The organism is Streptomyces sp. NPDC003691, assembly GCF_053981115.1.
The window spans coordinates 1-18,041 of the sequence record NZ_JBSFNQ010000058.1 but is presented as its reverse complement, the minus strand read 5'-3'; the positions used below and the strand labels follow the sequence as shown (position 1 = coordinate 18,041).

At 74.6% G+C, this 18,041-nt stretch carries 11 protein-coding genes; 5 read left to right on the top strand and 6 right to left on the bottom strand.

Annotation, left to right across the window (positions count from 1 at the left end):
- Positions 1 to 189: 189 nt before the first annotated feature.
- Positions 190 to 1,815, top strand: a complete 1,626-nt coding sequence (locus ACWDR0_RS24450; protein ID WP_456353895.1) for an acyl-CoA synthetase — start codon at positions 190 to 192, stop codon at positions 1,813 to 1,815.
- On the opposite strand, the gene ACWDR0_RS24445 is transcribed toward ACWDR0_RS24450, so the two are convergent.
- Together ACWDR0_RS24445 and ACWDR0_RS24440 are read right to left on the bottom strand one after the other, a co-directional pair.
- Positions 1,770 to 4,781 (bottom strand): FAD-binding and (Fe-S)-binding domain-containing protein, encoded by a 3,012-nt coding sequence (locus ACWDR0_RS24445; RefSeq protein ID WP_456353894.1) that lies wholly within the window; start codon positions 4,779 to 4,781, stop codon positions 1,770 to 1,772. The genes ACWDR0_RS24450 and ACWDR0_RS24445 overlap by 46 nt on opposite strands.
- A 40-nt stretch (positions 4,782 to 4,821) precedes the next feature.
- Entirely contained in the window at positions 4,822 to 5,988 is a 1,167-nt protein-coding gene (locus ACWDR0_RS24440; RefSeq protein ID WP_456353893.1) for a pyridoxal-phosphate-dependent aminotransferase family protein, read from the bottom strand.
- A 97-nt stretch (positions 5,989 to 6,085) separates the two neighbouring features.
- Here ACWDR0_RS24440 and ACWDR0_RS24435 point away from each other — a divergent pair, with 97 nt between their 5' ends.
- The 3 genes from ACWDR0_RS24435 (at position 6,086) to ACWDR0_RS24425 (ending at position 9,668) form a co-directional block, all read left to right on the top strand.
- Complete coding sequence (locus tag ACWDR0_RS24435) at positions 6,086 to 6,838, top strand: IclR family transcriptional regulator (protein WP_456353892.1); 753 nt, start codon at positions 6,086 to 6,088, stop codon at positions 6,836 to 6,838.
- A gap of 422 nt (positions 6,839 to 7,260) precedes the next feature.
- Complete coding sequence (locus tag ACWDR0_RS24430; protein ID WP_456353891.1) at positions 7,261 to 8,646, top strand: SLC13 family permease; 1,386 nt, start codon at positions 7,261 to 7,263, stop codon at positions 8,644 to 8,646.
- 416 nt (positions 8,647 to 9,062) lie between these two features.
- On the top strand, positions 9,063 to 9,668 hold the full coding sequence (locus tag ACWDR0_RS24425) for a response regulator transcription factor (protein WP_456353890.1): 606 nt from the start codon (positions 9,063 to 9,065) through the stop codon (positions 9,666 to 9,668).
- A gap of 180 nt (positions 9,669 to 9,848) precedes the next feature.
- On the opposite strand, the gene ACWDR0_RS24420 is transcribed toward ACWDR0_RS24425, so the two are convergent.
- The 4 genes from ACWDR0_RS24420 to lanKC all read right to left on the bottom strand — a co-directional run bounded on the left by ACWDR0_RS24420 (position 9,849) and on the right by lanKC (position 16,399).
- Positions 9,849 to 11,684 (bottom strand): ATP-binding cassette domain-containing protein, encoded by a 1,836-nt coding sequence (locus ACWDR0_RS24420; protein WP_456353889.1) that lies wholly within the window; start codon positions 11,682 to 11,684, stop codon positions 9,849 to 9,851.
- Positions 11,681 to 13,441 (bottom strand): ATP-binding cassette domain-containing protein, encoded by a 1,761-nt coding sequence (locus ACWDR0_RS24415; protein WP_456353888.1) that lies wholly within the window; start codon positions 13,439 to 13,441, stop codon positions 11,681 to 11,683. Before ACWDR0_RS24415 ends, ACWDR0_RS24420 begins: the two co-directional genes overlap by 4 nt.
- A gap of 202 nt (positions 13,442 to 13,643) precedes the next feature.
- A complete protein-coding gene (locus ACWDR0_RS24410) occupies positions 13,644 to 13,772 on the bottom strand; it encodes a SapB/AmfS family lanthipeptide (protein WP_040912782.1) in 129 nt (42 codons plus the stop codon).
- 11 nt (positions 13,773 to 13,783) lie between these two features.
- Complete coding sequence (lanKC, locus tag ACWDR0_RS24405; protein ID WP_456353887.1) at positions 13,784 to 16,399, bottom strand: class III lanthionine synthetase LanKC; 2,616 nt, start codon at positions 16,397 to 16,399, stop codon at positions 13,784 to 13,786.
- Positions 16,400 to 16,972: 573 nt separating this feature from the next.
- Between lanKC and ACWDR0_RS24400 the strand changes: the two genes are divergently transcribed.
- Entirely contained in the window at positions 16,973 to 17,887 is a 915-nt protein-coding gene (locus ACWDR0_RS24400) for an aminoglycoside phosphotransferase family protein (protein ID WP_456353886.1), read from the top strand.
- Positions 17,888 to 18,041 lie beyond the last annotated feature (154 nt).

The window sequence follows — 18,041 nt, the reverse complement described above, 5'->3', positions numbered from 1 at the left end:
GCGGCGGACGCTCTAATGACCGCCTGAGCGCCTCGCCGGGCGTCCGGCCGGACGGGGCCGGGACCGCCGGGGCCTTCCGGTACGCGTCCCGGCGTCTGTCCCGGGCGCCGGGGCGCGTACCCGTCCGGGCGGGCCGCCCGGAACCGGTCCGCCGCGCCGGGCGGGCCTCGCCCGGGGTCAGGAGGAGCGGTGGAGTACAACCTTGCCGACCTGTTCGAGTCCGTCGTGGACGTGGTGCCGGAGCGGGAGGCGCTGGTCTTTCTGGACCACCCCGGGACCGGGGCGGAGCGCAGGCTGACGTACGCGGAACTGGACGCCGCCGCCAACCGGGTGGCGCACCATCTGGCCGGGGCGGGCATCCGGCCCGGCGAGCACATCGGACTGCACCTCTACAACGGGGTGGAGTACCTCCAGACCGTGCTGGGGGCGCTGAAGGCCCGGATCGTGCCGGTGAACGTCAACTACCGGTATGTGGCGGAGGAGCTGGCCTATCTCTACCGGGACGCGGATCTCGCGGCCCTGGTCTACGACGCCGAGTTCGGGGCGCGGGTGGCGGGCGCGCTGCCGCGGGCGGAGAAGCTGCGGCATCTGCTGCGGGTCGGGGAGCCGGCCCGGGAGGCGGACGCCGTACCGGGGGCGGTGGGGTTCGCGGCGGCGACGGCCGCCGCGTCGCCGGAGCGCGGGTTCGCCGCGCGGTCGGCGGACGATCTGTTCATCATCTACACCGGGGGCACGACCGGGCTGCCCAAGGGGGTGATGTGGCGGCAGGAGGACCTGTTCTTCTCGGGGCTCGGCGGCGGCGCGCCGACGGGGGTGCCGGTGAGCCGGCCGGCGGAGCTGGCCGAGCGGGTGGCGGCCGGCGGCGACGGGCTGAGCTTCTTCCCCACTCCCCCGCTGATGCACGGCACCTCCACCCTCACCGCTTTCATCGCCTTCAACTTCGGGCAGCGGGTGGTGCTGCACCGCCGGTTCTCGGCCGAGGAGGTGCTGCGTACGGTGGAGCGGGAGCGGATCAGTACGGTGTCGCTGGTCGGCGACGCGATGCTCCGGCCGCTGATCGACGCGCTGTCCGGGCCGCTGGCGGGCACGGACCTGTCGTCGCTGTTCAGCGTCTCCTCGTCCGGCGCGATCATGTCGGAGACGGTACGGGCGGAGTTCGCGGCGCTGGCTCCGCGGGTGCTGCTGCTGAACAACTTCGGTTCGTCGGAGTCGGGTTTCAACGGGACGGCCACCGAGGACTCGGGGCCGGAGCGGGGTTTCCGGCTCCGGGTCAACGAGCGGACGATGGTGGTGGATCCGGTGACGTACGAGCCGGTGGCGGTGGGCGAGCCGGGCCGGATCGCGCAGCGCGGCCATGTGCCGCTGGGCTACTACAACGACCCGGCCAAGACCGCGGAGACCTTCTTCCGGCGCGGCGGCGAGCGGTGGGTGCTGCTCGGCGATATGGCGACGGTGGACGGGGACGGGGTGGTGACCGTCCTCGGCCGGGGCTCCCAGTGCATCAACACCGGCGGCGAGAAGGTGTATCCGGAGGAGGTCGAGCAGGCGCTGAAGGCCCATCCGGACATCTACGACGTGCTGGTCGCCGGGGTGCCCGACGCCCGGTGGGGGCACCGGGTGGCGGCCGTCGTCCAGGTGCGCGACGGGGTCCCGCCGCCCACGCTGGACGCGATCCGGGAGCACTGCCGGACCCGGCTCGCCGGATACAAGATCCCCCGCGGGCTGGTGATCGCGGAGGCGATCCGGCGCTCCCCCAGCGGCAAGGCGGACTACCGCTGGGCCCGGTCGGTGGCCGCGGAGGCGCCCGGGGAGTGAGCGGGGTCCCCGCCGCCGGACTCCAGGGCGGCCCGGATCAGCTGGACGGGATGCCAGGCGGTGCGCTCGGTGCCGTGGAAGATCTGCTGCCGGCAGGAGACCCCGGTGGCGACGATGACCGTGTCGTCGCCCTCGGCCCGTACCGCCGGGAAGAGCCGGTCCTCGCCGACGGTCAGGGAGACGTCGTAGTGCTCCGACTCGAAGCCGAAGGAGCCCGCCATCCCGCAGCATCCGGCGTCCACCTCGACCACCTCGGCGCCGGGGATACGGCGCAGCATCTCGACGGCGGCGGCGGTGCCGACCTCGGCCTTCTGATGGCAGTGGCCGTGGTAGAGGAGGCGCCGCCCGGCGGGCCAGGTGTCGGCGCCGAGGGTCAGCCTCCCGTCGTCGATGGCGGCCGTCACCAGCTCCTCGACCTGCTGGACCCGGCCCGCGATGTCCTCCACGGCGGAGTCGCCGGGGAGCAGGGCGCGGTGTTCGTCGCGCAGGGTCATCAGACAGGAGGGTTCGCAGCCGACGACGGGTGAGCCCGGCGGGGTGGACTCGGCGAGCAGGTGGACCAGGGCGAACGCCTTGTTCGCGGCGTCCTCGACGAGGCCCTTGGAGAGGCTGGAGCGGCCGCAGCAGCCGCCGCTCTCCAGCCGGACGTCCCAGCCGGCGCGCTCCAGCAGTTCGATGGCGGCGCGGCCGATCTCCGGTTCGGTGTAGGTGGTGAAGGAGTCGGCGAGATAGGTGAGGACGCCCTGGCTGCCGGGGGCGACGGCGGCGGTCCGGCGGTGACGGCGGAACCAGCGGACGAGGTTGCGTCGGGCGAACCGGGGCAGCGGCCGGGCCGGGGCGATCCCGAGCAGGCGGTCCATCAGCTTCCGTACAGGGCCGATCCGGCCGGGCAGGTTCGACAGGGGCGCGGTGGCGGAGCCCAGCCGGTTGAGGAAGCGGATGGAGCCGAAGATCCGGGAGCGCAGCGGGGTGCCGTGCAGATCGTGGTGGTGGGAGAGGGCTTCGGCCTTGAGGGTGGCCATATCGACGCCGAGGGGGCATTCGCTCTTGCACGCCTTGCACATCAGACAGAGGTCGAGCACCTCGTGGAGGCGTTCGTCGCCGAGGGCCTTGCGCGGGTCGGGCTCCGAGAGCGCCTTGACCAGGGCGCCGGCCCGGCCGCGAGTGGAGTCCTCCTCGTTGCGGGTGGCCATGTAGGAGGGGCACATGGTGCCGGTGCCGCTCTTGCGGCAGAGGCCGATGTTCATACAGCGGTCGGCGGCGCCGCGCATACCGCCGAGCACCTCGAAGTCGAGGCGGGTGCGGAAGTCCGCGGCGGGCGGCAGGGCGGGGTCGCGCAGATGGTCGGTCATCGCGGGGGCGTCGACGATCTTGCCGGGGTTCATCCGGTTGTCGGGGTCGAAGACGCGTTTGACCCGGCGCATGGCCTCGTAGAGCGTGTCGCCGAAGATCTCCCGGTTGAACTCGCTGCGGGCGAGTCCGTCGCCGTGCTCGCTGGAGTTGACCCCGCCGTACTCGCGGACCAGGTCTTTGATCTCCTCGGCGACGGTCCGCATGGTCGTGATCTGGCCGGGGTCGGTGAGGTCGAGGAAGGGCCGGATATGGAGGCAGCCGACGGAGCAGTGGCCGTAGAACCCGGCGGTCAGTCCGTGGGTGTCGAGGATCTCCTTGAACCGGGCGGTGTACTCGGCGAGGTGGACCGGGTCGACGGCGGTGTCCTCGACGAAGGCCAGCGGGCGGCGGGTGCCCTCGCCGGCCGCCATCAGCAGCCCGAGTCCGGCTTTGCGCACCTTCAGCAGGGCGGACTGTTCGGCCGGGGTGACGGCCTGGAGGGTGTGGTAGCCGTGGCCCTCGGCCTTCCACAGGGCGGTCAGCCGGCCCAGCCGGTCCTTGAGTTCGGCCTCGTCGTCGCCGGTGAAGGCGGTGAAGAGGAGGGCCTCGGGCTCGCCTTCGAGGAGGTTGCCGAGGGAGGCGTATTCGATCTTCCGGCGGGACAGGTCGAGGATGGTGCGGTCCATCAGCTCGACGGCGGACGGGTCGAGGGAGAGGGCGGATTCGGTGGCGCCGATGGCTCCGGCGACCGAGGTGAAGTGCCCGACGGCGAACACGGTGTGCCGGGGTTTGGGCACCAGCTCGACGAGTGCCCGGGTGGCGATGACCAGGGTGCCTTCCGAGCCGACGACGAACTTCGCCAGGTCGAAGGGGGTGTCGTCGCGGGCGAGCCGGTCCAGCCGGTAGCCGCAGGCGCGCCGCCAGAACCGGGGGAAGCCCTCGGCGATCGCGTCGGCGTCGGCCCGGACGATCTCGGGGAGTTCGCGGTAGATCCGGCCTTCGAGGGTGGCGCGTCCGGCGCGGCGGGCGCGTTCGGCCTCGTCGACCGGTTCGAAGCGGGCCGTGGTGGCGTCGGAGAGCACGACGTCGAGGGCGCGGACATGGTCGATGGTCATGCCGTGGCGGACCGATCCGCTGCCCGCGGAGTTGTTGCCGATCATGCCGCCGAGGGTGGCGCGGTTGCTGGTGGAGGTGTCGGGCCCGAACATCAGCCCGTGGGGGGCGGCTTCGCGGTTGAGCCGGTCCTGGACGACGCCGGGTTCCACCAGGGCGGTACGGGAACCGGGGTCGAGTTCGAGGATCCGGTTCATATGGCGGGAGAAGTCGAGGACGAGACCGGGGCCGACGGTCTGGCCGGCCAGGCTGGTGCCCGCGCCGCGGGGCAGTACGGGGATCCCGTACTCGGCCGCCGCGGCGACGGTGGCCCGGACGTCGTCCTGGTGCCGGGGGAAGACGACGCCGCGCGGGGTGATCGCGTACATGCTGGCGTCGCGGGAGAAGAGATGGCGGGTGTAGTCGTCGAAGGCGACCTCGCCGTCCAGTTCACGGCGCAGGCGGTTTTCGAGATCGCGGTCGGCGGCGTCGGCGGCCGGAGCCGGGGGCACGGCTCCGGGGGTCTCGTGGACGGACGTCATGTGCGGGGCTCCCGGGGGGATGCGGTGGGGCGGCGGGGCGTCACGGGGTGCTCAGCACCTCCAGGGCGGCCGGGAGCCCGGCCGGGTCGGCGGGGACTCCGGCGAGGGTGAGGCCCATCTGCACACCGGCGAGGGTGCCGGCGAGGGTGAGGTCGTTGAAGTGGCCGAGGTGGCCGATCCGGAAGACCTTGCCGGAGAGCTTGCCGAGTCCGGCGCCGAGCGACATGTCGAAGCGTTCCAGCACGATCTTGCGGACCTTGTCGGCGTCGTGGCCGTCGGGCAGCAGGACGGCGGTGAGCGAACCGGAGTGCTCCCGCTCGTCGGCGCAGAGGACCTCCAGGCCCCAGCCCCGGACGGCGGCCCGGGTCGCCTCGGCGTGCCGGGCGTGCCGGGCGTACACCTCGGACAGTCCCTCGGAGGTCAGCATCTCGACGGCCTCGGCCAGCCCGTAGAGCAGGTTGGTGGCCGGGGTGTACGGGAACATGCCGCGGCGGTTGGCCTCCAGGATCGGGATCCAGTCCCAGTACGAGCGCGGCAGTCCGGCCTTCTCGCGGGCGGCGAGCGCCTTGGCGCTGACGGCGTTGAAGCCTAGTCCCGGCGGCAGCATCAGGCCCTTCTGCGAACAGGAGACCGTGACGTCGACGCCCCATTCGTCGTGGCGGTAGTCGATGGATCCCAGTGAGGAGATGGTGTCGACGAGCAGCAGGGCGGGGTGGTCCGCGGCGTCGAGGGCCCGGCGGATCTCGCCGATCCGGCTGGTGACTCCGGTGGAGGTCTCGTTGTGGACGACGCAGACCGCCTTGATGGTGCGGCCGGTGTCGTCGGCGAGGCGCCGGGCCAGTTCCTCCGGGTCGGCGCCGTGCCGCCAGTCGCCGGGGACGATCTCCGTCTCCAGGCCGAGGGAACGGGCCATCTCCTCCCAGAGGGTGGAGAAGTGGCCGGTCTCGAAACAGAGCACCCGGTCCCCCGGGCTGAGGGTGTTGACCAGGGCGGCTTCCCAGGCGCCGGTGCCGGAGGAGGGGTAGATGACCACGGGGGCGGTGGTGCCGAAGACCGGCTTGACCACCTCCAGCAGACGGGTGGTCAGGGCGGCGAACTCGGGGCCCCGGTGGTCCATCGTGGCGGCGGACATGGCGCGGAGCACCTGGTCCGGGACGTTGGTGGGGCCGGGGATCTGAAGGAAGTGGCGGCCGGTGCGAACGGTCATGGGAGGGACTCCTCCAAAGGGCTTGTGCCGTGTAGCGGCACGGTGTACCGTGTGATGGCACGGGGAGAATGGCACGACCCGACCCTGGAGTCAATGCATGCAGAACGTTCTCAATGCGCTGCGCACCCTCGAAGAGGTCGCGGAGCGGCAGCCCGCGGGGGTCGCCGAGCTGGCGCGGGCGCTTTCCCTGCCGAAGAGTTCCGTTCAGCGGGCCCTGGTCACGCTGCACGAGGCGGGGTGGATCCGGCCGGCTCCGGGGACCCCCACCCGATGGACCGTCACCACCAAGGCGCTGCACGTGGGGCGGCATGCCACGGGTGAGCTGGGGCTGCGCGACATCGCGGTGCCGGTGATGGAGGAGCTGCGCCGACGGACGGACGAGACCGTCCATCTGGCGGTCCCGGAGGGCGGCAAGGTGGTGCTGATCGAACGGCTGGAGACCAGCAAGCCGGTACGGATCGTGCTGCCGCTCGGCCATGTGCTGCCCGCGCACGCTTCGGCGAACGGCAAGGCCCTGCTGGCGGCGGGCCCGGAGACGGCGGTGGAGCGGCTGATCGCGGAGGGGCTGGAACGGTTCACCCGGGCGTCGATCACCGATGGCGCCGCGTTCCGCGCCGAGCTGGCGGAGATCCGCGAGCGGGGGTACGCGACCAACGGCGGGGAGTGGCGTACGGATGTGTCGGCGGTGGCCTCGGCGGTGGTCGACGCCTCGGGGGCTCCGGTGGCGAGCATCAGCGTCAATGTTCCGAGCAGCCGGATGACGGAGGAGTCCCGGGCGGCCCTGGGCGCGGCGGTCCGGGAGGCGGCCCGGTCGGTGAGCCGGGCGCTGGGGCGGCCGCCGGAGCACTGACGGGCGGCGGGCCCGGGCGGGCAGCGGCGGACCCCGACGGGAGGGCCCGGCCCGGGGCACCGGCGAGGGGAAACCGGCCGGGACGGACGGACCGTGCGGCGGACCGGGGTCCGGCCCGGCGGCGGCCGGCAACGGGCCGGGAGGGCGGACCGGACGGCGGGGCGCGACGGGGCGGCGAGCGCGGGCGGCGAAGACACATCCCGCGGGGAATCTCTGTCGGACCTCTTGACTCGGCCGGGACGCGGGGCCTTGCATACTCCCCATCGCGGAACTCAGGTTCCAAATGGCGGAATTAGCCGATGCGTGGGGACAACGCATCGCAGCCCGCCCCTCCCCCGGCACCGCCATCCCCCTCGGGCGCCTCCGCACGCCCGGCGGTGCCGTCACCCGCAGCGGCCATCGACCGAAGGCGAGGAAGCCTCGTGTCCGATCACGTCCTAGCCATCATTGCCCTGGCATGCGTTTTCACCGTCGCCACCGTCACCTCGGTGCATATGGGGGCCCTGGCCATCGTGGCCGCCTTCGTCACCGGATCACTCTTCTTCGGCCAGTCGGCGGACGATATCTTCGGGGGCTTCCCCGGCGATCTCTTCGTCGTACTGGTCGGTGTCACCTTCCTGTTCGCCATCGCCCGGAACAACGGCACCGTGGACTGGCTGGTCCAGGCCAGCGCCCGGGCCGTCCGGGGCCGGATCGCCCTGATCCCCTGGGTGCTGTTCCTGGTCACGGCCACCCTCACGGCCGTGGGCGCCGTGGTGCCCGCCGCGGTCGCCATCGTCGCGCCCATCGGCGCCGGATTCGCCGTCCGCCACCGGATCAATCCGGTACTGATGGGCCTGTTCATCATCAACGGCGCCAGCGCGGGCGGATTCTCGCCCATCAGCGTCTTCGGCAGCATCACCAACGGGGTCGTCTCCCGCAACGGGATCCCCGGCAACCCGACCCTGCTCTTCGCCGCCTCGTTCGTCTTCAACGTACTGCTCTGCCTGGTGGTCTTCGCGCTGTTCGGCGGACGGTCGCTGCTGGGCCGCCGGGTGGGCGACGAGGGGCCGGCCGTACCCCCGCCCGCCGGGGGCGGCGGTACGGGCTCCGCCCCCTCGGCGGACCCCTCCCCGGCGAGCACCGCCCTGGCGGCCGGGAGTTCCGGAGGCCGGGGCGGTGTCGCCCTGGCTCCCGCGCCGGCCGCGCCCGCCGTCGAACCGGAGCTGCGGCTCGACGGGGTACGGATACTGACCCTGGCCGGGCTGCTCTCCCTGGTCCTCGGGGCGCTGGTCTTCGACCTCCATGTCGGGCTGCTCGCCCTGACCGTCACGGTGGTGCTGTCGCTGCTCTCCCCGGCGTCGGCGAAGGGGGCCGTGGACCGCTGCGCCTGGTCCACGGTCCTGCTGGTCTGCGGCATCGTGACCTTTGTGGCGATGATGGAGCGGATCGGCACCATCGCCTATCTGGGCACCGAGGTGGCGGGTATCGGCACACCGCTGCTGGGCGCGCTGCTGATCTGCGCCATCGGGGCCGTGGTCTCCGCCTTCGCCTCCACGACCGGCATCCTCGGGGCGCTGATCCCGCTGGCGGTGCCGTTCCTGCTGGCCGGTGAGGTGGGCGCGGTCGGCCTGGTCATCGCGCTGGCCATCTCCTCCTCGGTGGTGGACTCCTCCCCGGTCTCCACCAGCGGAGCCCTGGTCACCGCGAGCGTGACGGAGGGTGACCGGGAGACGGTCTTCCGGCGGCTGATGGTCTGGGGCTTCAGCATGGCCGTCGTGGCGCCGCCGGTGACCTGGCTGCTGTTCGTCGCGCCCGGCTGGCTCTGATTTCACGCCGCCCGGCCGGGGTCCGCACACCCCGCCGCCGGGCCGTTCGCCGCCCGTACCCGAGAGGACGACGGGCGGCGAACGGCCCGGCGGACGGCGTTCCCGCACCAGCAGCGCCGCGCCGCCGCTCCCGTATCGCACCCTTCACACGCGGTGCACAACTCTCCTACCAGCAGCGGGACTTGGCCCCTTCCGACACCGGCATCCCGGGCGCCCCGCAAGCCCCCCGCTCCCCATTTGCTACCGGCGGGTCACATTCCGGCTGTATTTTCCGGCCACCGCTCACGCGCCACCGGGCCGTATTAGTCATTTCGTCAGTGGTGCGCGTTTCAACCGTGCTGAACTGGTGAACAGTGGCGCACAGCGCGTCGTACATCCGCGCTGTGGATGCGAAGTCACAAGTGGAGGAGCATCACATGACGACGGTTCTGCTGGTCCACGCGGTGTCACTGTGGCGGGCGTCGCTGGCCTGTCTGCTGAGCAAGGACGAGGGCCTCCATGTACACGCCACGGACAAGGGCGGCGTGCGGACCGCCGTACGGGAGTGTCCACCCGATGTGATCGTCACCGATCTGGAGTGTCCGCACTCCATGGAGGTACTCACCTTCATGGAGTCCTTACGCGGAGCCGAGGAGTGCGGTCCGGGGCTGGTGGTCCTGGCACGGGCCGACCGGGCGGGTGATCTGCGCCGGGCCGGGGACGCCGGGGCCATGGGGTACGTCGACAAGCTCGGCCCCGTGGACAGCCTCGGCGACGCGGTCGGCAAGGTGGCGGCGGGCGGGCGGCATATCGACGAGTCGCTCGCCTTCGGTCTGCTCAACGCCTCGGAGGTGCCGCTCTCCCCGAGAGAGTTACGGGTGCTGGAGCTGGCCGCGGAAGGGGAATCGGTGACGTCGATCGCCAGTGCGCTGCACCTGGCGAGCGGTACCGTGCGCAACTATCTGGCCGCCGCGATACGGAAGACGGGCGGTCGCAACCGGCTGGACGCGATACGGCTGTCGCGGGACTTCGGCTGGCTCTGAGCGGGCGGGCCCGACGCCGCGGCCGGACACCCGCCGGGAGTTCCGCCCCGGCCTTCGGCCGGGAACTGTGCGGGCAGCGGCCCGGAAGGTCCCGGTCCGGCTCCCGGCCGGGCACAGCGCGGGCACGGTACGGCCGGCGGGCCGGAGGGCCTGCCGGATCCCCGGCCGGGCCGGAGGGCCTCAGCCGGAGCGGACCGTCCGGGTGTCGTCGGCGGTCCCCGGCCGCTCGGCGGGCTCCGGTGCCCAGCGGCCGGTCAGCTCGCGGAAGAGCGCGGAGCGGGTGAGCAGTTCGTCCGGTGTCCCCTCCTCGGTGCGCGTCCCGTCCATCACCAGGACGCGCCCGGCGCGCCGGGCCGACGAGAGCCGGTGCGCGACCACGACGAGGGTGTCGGCCCGGGCCGCGAGCGCGGTCTCCGCGCGGGCCTCGGCCGCCGGGTCGAGATGGCTGGTCGCCTCGTCGAGTACGAGCAGGGGCGCGGTCGCCACATGGGCCCGGCCCAGCGCGACGAGCTGCCGTTCCCCCTGGGAGAGCCGCCGGGGGTCGAGGGGCGCGTCCAGGCCGCCGAGGCGTTCCGCCAGGGCGTCGAGGCCGATCGCGGCGACGGCGGCCGCCAGGTCGCCGTCGGGCGCGCCGGGCCGCAGATAGCGGAGGTTCTCCCGGAGCGTGCCGGTGAAGACGTACGGCTGCTGGGGCAGCAGGGTGCGGACGGCGGTGGGTTCCTGTCCGCCGGCGGGCCGGCCCAGCCAGCGCACCTCGCCCGCGGTGGGCGGTACCACTCCGGCGAGTACGGCGGCGAGGGTGGACTTGCCGCTGCCGCTGGGGCCGACGACCGCGAGATGGTCGCCCGGGTGCAGCCGGAGGTCCAGCCGGTCCAGGACGGGACGGGCACCGGGTCCGTACGCGAAGGACACCCGGCGCAGTTCGGCGCGGACGGCGCTGGGCGCGGGGCGCCTGTCGCCGTGGTCCCCGGCCGGGTCCGGGGGCAGTACGGCCCGGGTGGTGAACCGGTCGAGGACGACGAGGAGCCGTCCGCCCGCCGTGCCGAGGGCGGCCAGCAGGGAGTTGAGGGCGGGGGCGAGGGAGGTCGTCAGATAGGTGAAGGCGCCGATGAGTCCGCCGGTGGTCAGCCCGTGGTCCAGCAGCCACGGGGCGGCCGCCAGAAGCAGGACCGGGGGCAGCCGTTCGCCGATCGCCAGTGCGACGATTCGCAGCGCCGACCAGCGTGCGAGGGAGCGGGCGGCCGTGGTCTGCGCCTCGGCCAGCTCCCGGGTGCGTTCGGTCAGCGGCCCGGCGGCGCCGGTGGCCGCGATGTCGCGCAGCGCGGCGGTGGCCCGTCCGGCGTGCGCGGCGAAGGTCTCGTCGGCGTCCAGGTAGTCGCGCTGCCGGGCGCCCATCGGGACCAGGGTGGCGAGGAACAGCCCGATGCCCAGCAGCAGGGGCGGCAGGACGACGACGAGCAGCAGCGGGGAGAGCGCGGCCAGCCCGGCGAGCGCCCCGGCGGAGGTGAAGACGAAGCCGCGGAGGGCCAGGACCAGTCCGGCCCAGCCGTCGCGGGCGATCTCGCTCTGGTGGGTGACCCGGGAGACGGCTCCGGTGCCCGCGGCCGGATAGCCCGGCTCGCCGGTCAGGGCCACCGCGGTGGCGCGCCGTACGAGCCCGTCCCGCAGGGGTTCGACGAGGTCGGCCAGGCCCGCGAAGACACCGCGCTGGGCGAGGAAGGCGGGGACGACGGCGACGGCGGCCAAGGCCAGCCAGAGCGCTCCGGTGCCGCGCTCCCCGGCGAGGAACCCGTCGTCGAGGGCGCGGGCCACGGCGTATCCGCCCGCGAAGGTCTGCGCGAACTCCAGCAGGGACCAGCCGAGGAGCCCGCGGAGCACCCGGGTGCGGGCCCGCAGGAAGGGCAGCCCCTCGGCGGCGACCCGGCGCACGGCGGCGCGCTCCCGGGGCGGCTCGGCGCGGGGCGCCTCGGGCGCCGGTACGGGGCCGGGTGTTCCGGGCCGCGGGGCGGGGCTCATGACGGCTCCCCGGAAGAGCGGGGCGGCGGCGGTTCGGGGGCGGTGAAGACCGCCCGGTACTCGGGGTCCTGCCACAGCTCCGTATGGGTGCCGGTGGCGCGCAGTCTGCCGCCGTCCAGCCAGGCGACCTGGTCCGCGGCGGCGGCCGTGGCGGCGCGGTGGGCGACCACCAGGCGGGTGCAGCGGCCCGCGCGGGCGGCCAGGGCCTGCTGGATCCGGGCCTCGGTGACGGTGTCGAGGCTGGAGGTGGCGTCGTCGAGGACGAGCAGCCGGGCATCGCGGACGAAGGCCCGGGCCAGGCCGAGTCGCTGGTACTCGCCGCCGGACAGGGGCGCTTCGGCCAGTGGGGTGCGTGCCCCGGCGGGCAGCAGGGCGGTGAAGCCGTCGGCGCTGGCGTCGCGCAGGGCCCTCCCGACGGCGTCCGGCCCCGGCCGTCCGGGGCCGAGGGCGACGGCGTCCTCGACGGTGGTGCCCAGCAGGGCGGGCCGGGCGAAGGCGTACGCGACGTCGTGCCGCAGCCGTTCGGGGTCGGCGCCGTCCAGCGGAACCCCGTCGACGGCGACGGTCCCCGTGTCGGGGTCGGCGAGCCGCCCCGCGACGGCGGCGAGGAGGGACTTCCCCGCGCCCGAGCGGCCGACGACGGCCGTCGAGGTGCCGCCGGGCACGGTGAGGGTGATGTCCGCCAGCAGGGTCCGGCCCTCCCGCTCGACGCCGACACCGCGGAGTTCGAGGGTGCCGGGCCCGCCGGGCGGCAGGGTGAGCGAGCGGTGCGGTACGGGCGGCAGGGCGAAGAGGGGGGCGAGCCGGGCCCCGGCGGCCCGGCCCCGGGCGAGGGCGCCCAGGGTGCCGGTGAGGGCGCCCAGGCCCAGGGCGAGGACCGCGTACCGGGAGACGGCCAGCAGTTCGCCGACGGTGATGGCGCCCGCGGCGAGCCGGGTGCCCGCGACGGCGAGGACCGCCACGGTGAGCAGCGGCATCAGTACGGCCGCCTGGCCGGTGGCGGTGCCCTGGATGCGCCAGGTGCGGCGGCCGTGGACGGCGAGCCGGCCGAGGGGTTCGGTGATCCTGGCGTGCTCGCGGGCCGCCGTACCGGCCGCGCGGACGGTGGCGATACCGTCGAGAGCCTCCGTCAGCCGGTCGGCGACGAGGGCCTGTTCGCGCTGGTAGTCGGCGGCGGCGTCGGCACTGCGCCGCAGGAGGACACGGAGCAGCAGGACCGCGGCGGGCAGTCCGGCGAGCAGGGCCAGGCCGGTCCACGGGTCGATGACGAGCAGCGCGGCGGCGGAGCCGAGCGGCAGCAGCGCCCCGGGCACCGCGGCCGCGGCCGTGACGGGGACGGAGGCCGCGTCGGCGGCGTTGGCGGTGACCCGGGTGGTGAGGTCCCCGGGCGGCAGCGCGCCGGCCTCGCGGGGGGCCGCGCGCAGCAGGCGGCCGAGGGCCGCCGTGCGCAGCCGGGCGGTACGGGCGGCGGTGCTGGTGCCGCCGAGGAGGGCGACGAGTGCGTCGAGCCCCGCGTCGGCGGCGGTCAGTGCGGCGCAGAGCGCCAGTCCGGCCCAGGGGACCCCGTCTCCGGTCACCGCCAGGTCCAGGGTCCGGCCCAGGGCGGCGGGCAGGGCGACGGCGGCGAGGGCGCCCGCGGTGGTGCAGAGGACGAGGACGGCCAGCCCGGCCCGGCCGGGCCGCGGCGGCGCGGACGGCGAGGCGGCGGGCGCCGCCGGGACGGTGGCGGGTGGTGCGGTGGTGTGCGCGTCCGTCATGACCGCGGCCGGATCCGGTACGGGCCCGGCCCGGCCGGGTTCCGGCGCGGCCCGCGGCCGCGGTGGGCGGCGGCCCGGCGGTTCGTCATGCGGACGGTCCTTCCGGTGTGCGGGGTCCGGCCGGAGGAGGCGCGGCCGGACGAACGGACGGGACCGGTCCCGGGGCCGGAGCCCCGGAACCGGTCCGTACGCCGAAGGGGCGTCAGCAGGCCAGCAGGCTCAGGTGGCTGTTGTGGCCGCAGGACGTCAGGCTGAGGTTGCTGCCCGTCTCGACGTCGCCGAAGGCCTCGTCCTCGGTGATCTCAAGGGCCTGGAGGTCGAGAAGCGCCATGACAAACTCCTTTATCGTGGGGACGGTTGGTGGTGCGCGGCCCCTGGCTGGGGCCGGTCTGTGGGCCGCGGGCGCGGCGGGAGGAACGGCAGGGCGGCGGGGGTGTCCCCGTACGCGGTGCCGAGGGCGAGCAGGACACCGGCGGTACCGGTGGCGAGGTCCATGGACCGGCGCATCATCTGCTCGCCGGGGAAGGCGAGTTCGCCTCGGTAGGGGGTGGCCTGGAGGCCGAGGAGCCGGGCGTGGCGCTCGATGGCGCGGCGCCGTTCCGACGGGTCGCCCACGGGGGTGCGGGCGAGGTGCAGAACGAGCCCGGCGACACCGCGGTAGAGCCCGGGCTGTACGTAGAACGCGGCGCGGAGGGCGGGTGCGATGCTCTCCCGGGCGGCCTCGAAGCGTTCGTCGGGGCGATGGGCCAGGTACTCGTCGAGGACGAGGGCGATACCGGCGCTGCCCGCGCCGAGGTAGGGCATCAGCCGTTTGCCCTCGACGACCATCAGCTCCCCCGATTTTCCGGGCTTGCAGCGGTCGAGGTCGCGGGCGAGCGCGGTCCGGGCGAGTTCGAGGAAGGCCGGATCGCCGGTGGACTCGTAGCGCCGTACGAAGAGGAGCGCGAGGCCGGTGGCGCCGTGCAGCAGCCCGCTGCGGGGCGAGGGGCGGCCCTCGGTCAGGGACCGGGCGGCGTACCCGGCGCAGCGGTCGGCCGCCGCGGCGAACGCGGTGGCGTCCGCGCCGGACGCGTCGCGGGCCAGGTCGCCGAAGGCGAGGGCAAGACCGGCCTGGCCGCTGTGGAGATCGGGGCCGAGGCGGTCGAGGGGCTGTTCGGCGACGAGGTGGGCGAGTTCGGCGGCGCGGTCGTGGTGGCCCAGCCGGTTCAGGGTCCAGGCGATGCCGGCGAGGCCGTCGTGGAAGCCGGGCGGGGTGCCGGGCGCGACGCTCTTGGTCCGGGTCAGCAGCCATTCCACGGCCTCCGGACAGGGCGGTGCGCCGGTCTCGTGGAGGGCGTGGAGGACTCCGGCGGCGCCGGTGCCGAAGCACTGGCCCCCGACGGGCGTGGCGAACTGGGTGATGTCGCCGGGGAAGCAGCGGTCCTCGCGTTCGGGGGTGAAGGAGGCGGCGATCGCCCGGGCCATGGAGTCCCGGCTCAGGGGCCAGTCGGCGGGTTCGGGGGCGGCGGGTTCGGGCGCGTGTTCCCCGGGGATACCGCGGACGATTTCGCGGACGGCGGGGACGAGGGCGGCCTCGTCGGTGCCGAACAGCCGGGCCGTGTCGCGGGCCATCCGGGGGGCGCGGCCCCGGTCGATGAAGAAGAGCGTGGTCAGCGGCGCCAGGAGGGCGATCCGCAGACAGGCCAGGGCGTAGCGGTCGATGCCGGTGCCGGTGCGGTCGGCGGGGGCGACGAAGGCCGGGTTGGCGACGGTCTGCCGGCGGTTCTCGTCGGCGGCCGGGAACGCGGCCTCGAAGTCGAGGAGGACAACACGGGACTCGTCGTCGCTCAGCATGATGTTGTTCATGTGCAGATCGCTGAAGACCAGGCCGCGCTCGTGGACCCGGGCGACCGCCTCCTCGACCATGCCGTGGACGCGCTCCACCCAGGCGGCGTGTTCGGCGAGGGCCGCGGGATCCGGGTCCGGCGCGGAGAGGGGATAGCGGCGGGCGAGGAGGGTGTTGAGGGTGGTGCCCTCGATGTGCTCCAGGGCCAGGAAGTGGTGGCCGCCCAGTTCGAAGGCCGCAAGGACGGCGGGGACGCAGCCGAGTCCGGCGAGCTGTTCCAGGGCGGTGCGCTCGCGCTCCAGCCGGGCGACGGCGTCGGCGCCGTCGGCGGCGAGTCCGGCGTGGGGCCGGGCCTCCTTGAGGACGACGGTCTCCCCGGTGCGGCTGTCGCGGGCACGGTAGACCCCGCCGCCGTTGGAGAAGTGCAGGGCCGCCTCGACCTGGTACGGGGTCCCGGCGGTGCCGAGCGCGGCGCGGGCCTCCAGATGCGGGCGGAGGAAGCCGGGCGGGGTGACCCAGTCGGGTATCCGCAGGGAGGGGCCGCGCGGGTCGGGGACGAGGGTGCCCCCGGGGTTCTCGACGGCGGGTACGGGACGGCCGTCGGCGCCGAGGCAGTAGCGGGCGGCGAAGGCTCCGTACCGTACGTGGACCGGTCCTTCGCCGAGCCGGAGATCGCTCAGGACATACGGTCCGTGCTCCCCTTCGAGCATGGCGGTCAGCGACTCGCAGAGCCGCTCGAAGCCGGCGTCCGACGAAGGGTAGACGGTGATGAACTTGCCGCTGCCCGCACGGTCGGCGTACTTGGCGTTGCGGAGGTGGAGCAGGCGCGGGGAGGGGACGAACTTGTGCGGGACCCGGTGGGCCAGGCAGTGCTCGTGGACCCGGCGGAGTACCGAGGCGGCGTTGTCCGCGGCCGCCGACACATGGATCTTCCAGCCCTGGGCGGGGAGTTCGGCACCGGCGGGGTGGAAGTTCAGCCAGTCGCCGCTGCGGTGCGTCTCCCAGCCCTCGGGGGCGGCGCCGCGGGCGGGCTCGAAGAAGGAGGCGTCCGGGGTCGCGCTGCCGTCGGCGCGGTGCGGTGCGTCGTAGAAGTCACCGTCCGTCTGGCAGTAAGCGCCGTACTCCGGATTCACCTGGCCTCCTTCACGGGTCGTCGGTGCGGTGCGGGCTGCCGCCCGGGGGTCCGGCCGCGGGGGCCGGCCGTCAGCCGGGCGCTCCGTGGCGTGACAGAGATTTCCATCCGGGCGGCGCGGCCGGACAGTCACTTATGTCATGTCTCGTTCATGCGCCGTTCACAAATGCGGTGTGTGCGTTGCACACGCGGGGCCCATGCGGCGGCGGCCGCGGGCGGGGGGACCTCCGGGGGCCGGGGGCGTCCGGGGCGTTCCGCCCGGCCCACGCGCTCCGTGCACTACGGGCACGGCGGGCACGGCGGGCACGGCGGGCACGGCGGGCACGGCGGGCACGGCGGGCCGCCCGTAGCCTCGCCCGTACGGAAGCCCGGGAGGCGGTTCGGCCAGGGCGGAAGCCTGGACGGGACTCCCCCGCCGCCGGGCCGGACGGCCCCGAGCGGGACCGCAGTCAGGGGTGCGCGGCCCGGTGCGGCGCCCCCGAGCGGAAGCCGGAGCGTCCCGGAACGCGCCCCCGGGGCCGCCGTGCGGCACGCGGGCCGGGCGGATTCCGCCGTCCGGCTACGGTTGATCCGCATGAACCACACCGATATCGACGTCACGGCGGAGCTGGTCCGGGATCTGCTGCGGGAGCAGCACCCCGATCTGGCGGACCGTCCCGTGGAGTTCGGGGCGCGCGGCTGGGACAACCAGTTGTGGCGGCTCGGCGCGGATCTGGCCGTACGGCTCCCCTGGGCGACGGACTCCGCCGACGCACTCCTGCGCAAGGAACACACCTGGCTGCCCGGTCTCGCCGCGGGCCTGCCGCTGCCGACACCCGTCCCGCTGCGCCTCGGGGAGCCGTCCGCGCTCTTTCCACGGCCCTGGACCGTGACCACCTGGGTGCCGGGCGAACCGGCCGACCGCGCCCCCGTCACCCGGGGCGCGGCGGCGGCCGATGCCCTGGCCGCCTTTCTGACGGCGCTTCACCGGCCCGCTCCCGCCGGGGCCCCCGAGGGCCGCGAGCGCGGCGGTCCGCTGGCCGGGCATGCCGGGTCCTTCGAGAAGCACCTCGCCGCGGCCGTGGAGCCGGGGCTGGTCACCGACCCGGACGCGGTCCGCGCCGTCTGGGAGGACGCCCTGGCCGCACCGGCGTGGACGGGCCCGCCCGTCTGGCTCCACGGCGACCTCCACCCGGCGAACGTCGTCACCGCCGACGGCACGCTCTGCGGCGTGATCGACTTCGGGGACCTCTGCGCGGGCGACCCCGCCTGCGATCTGGCCGCGGTCTGGATCCTGCTGCCGGAGGGCACTGCCGACCGCTTCCATACGGCGTACCGGCCGTCCCCGGACGCCGCGACCCTGCGCCGCGCCCGGGGATGGGCCGTACTGCGTGCCATCGGCGGCATCCTCATCGGGGACGCCGGGGTGCACGGCCGCCCCGGCGGCAAGCCCACCTGGGGGCCGCCCGCCCACACCTCGCTGCGGCGCCTCGTCGCGACGGCGGGCTGAGCCCCGGCCGGGCGGTCTCGTCGGGCCGGGGACCCGCCCGGACAGCCCTGCTGGGCTCCCGCTCGGCTGGTCGCCGCGGGCGAGCTTGGCCTCGTACGAGTCGCGGAAGAGGTACGCCACCGACCCGGCCGCGCCGAGGTAGAAGACCGCGCCG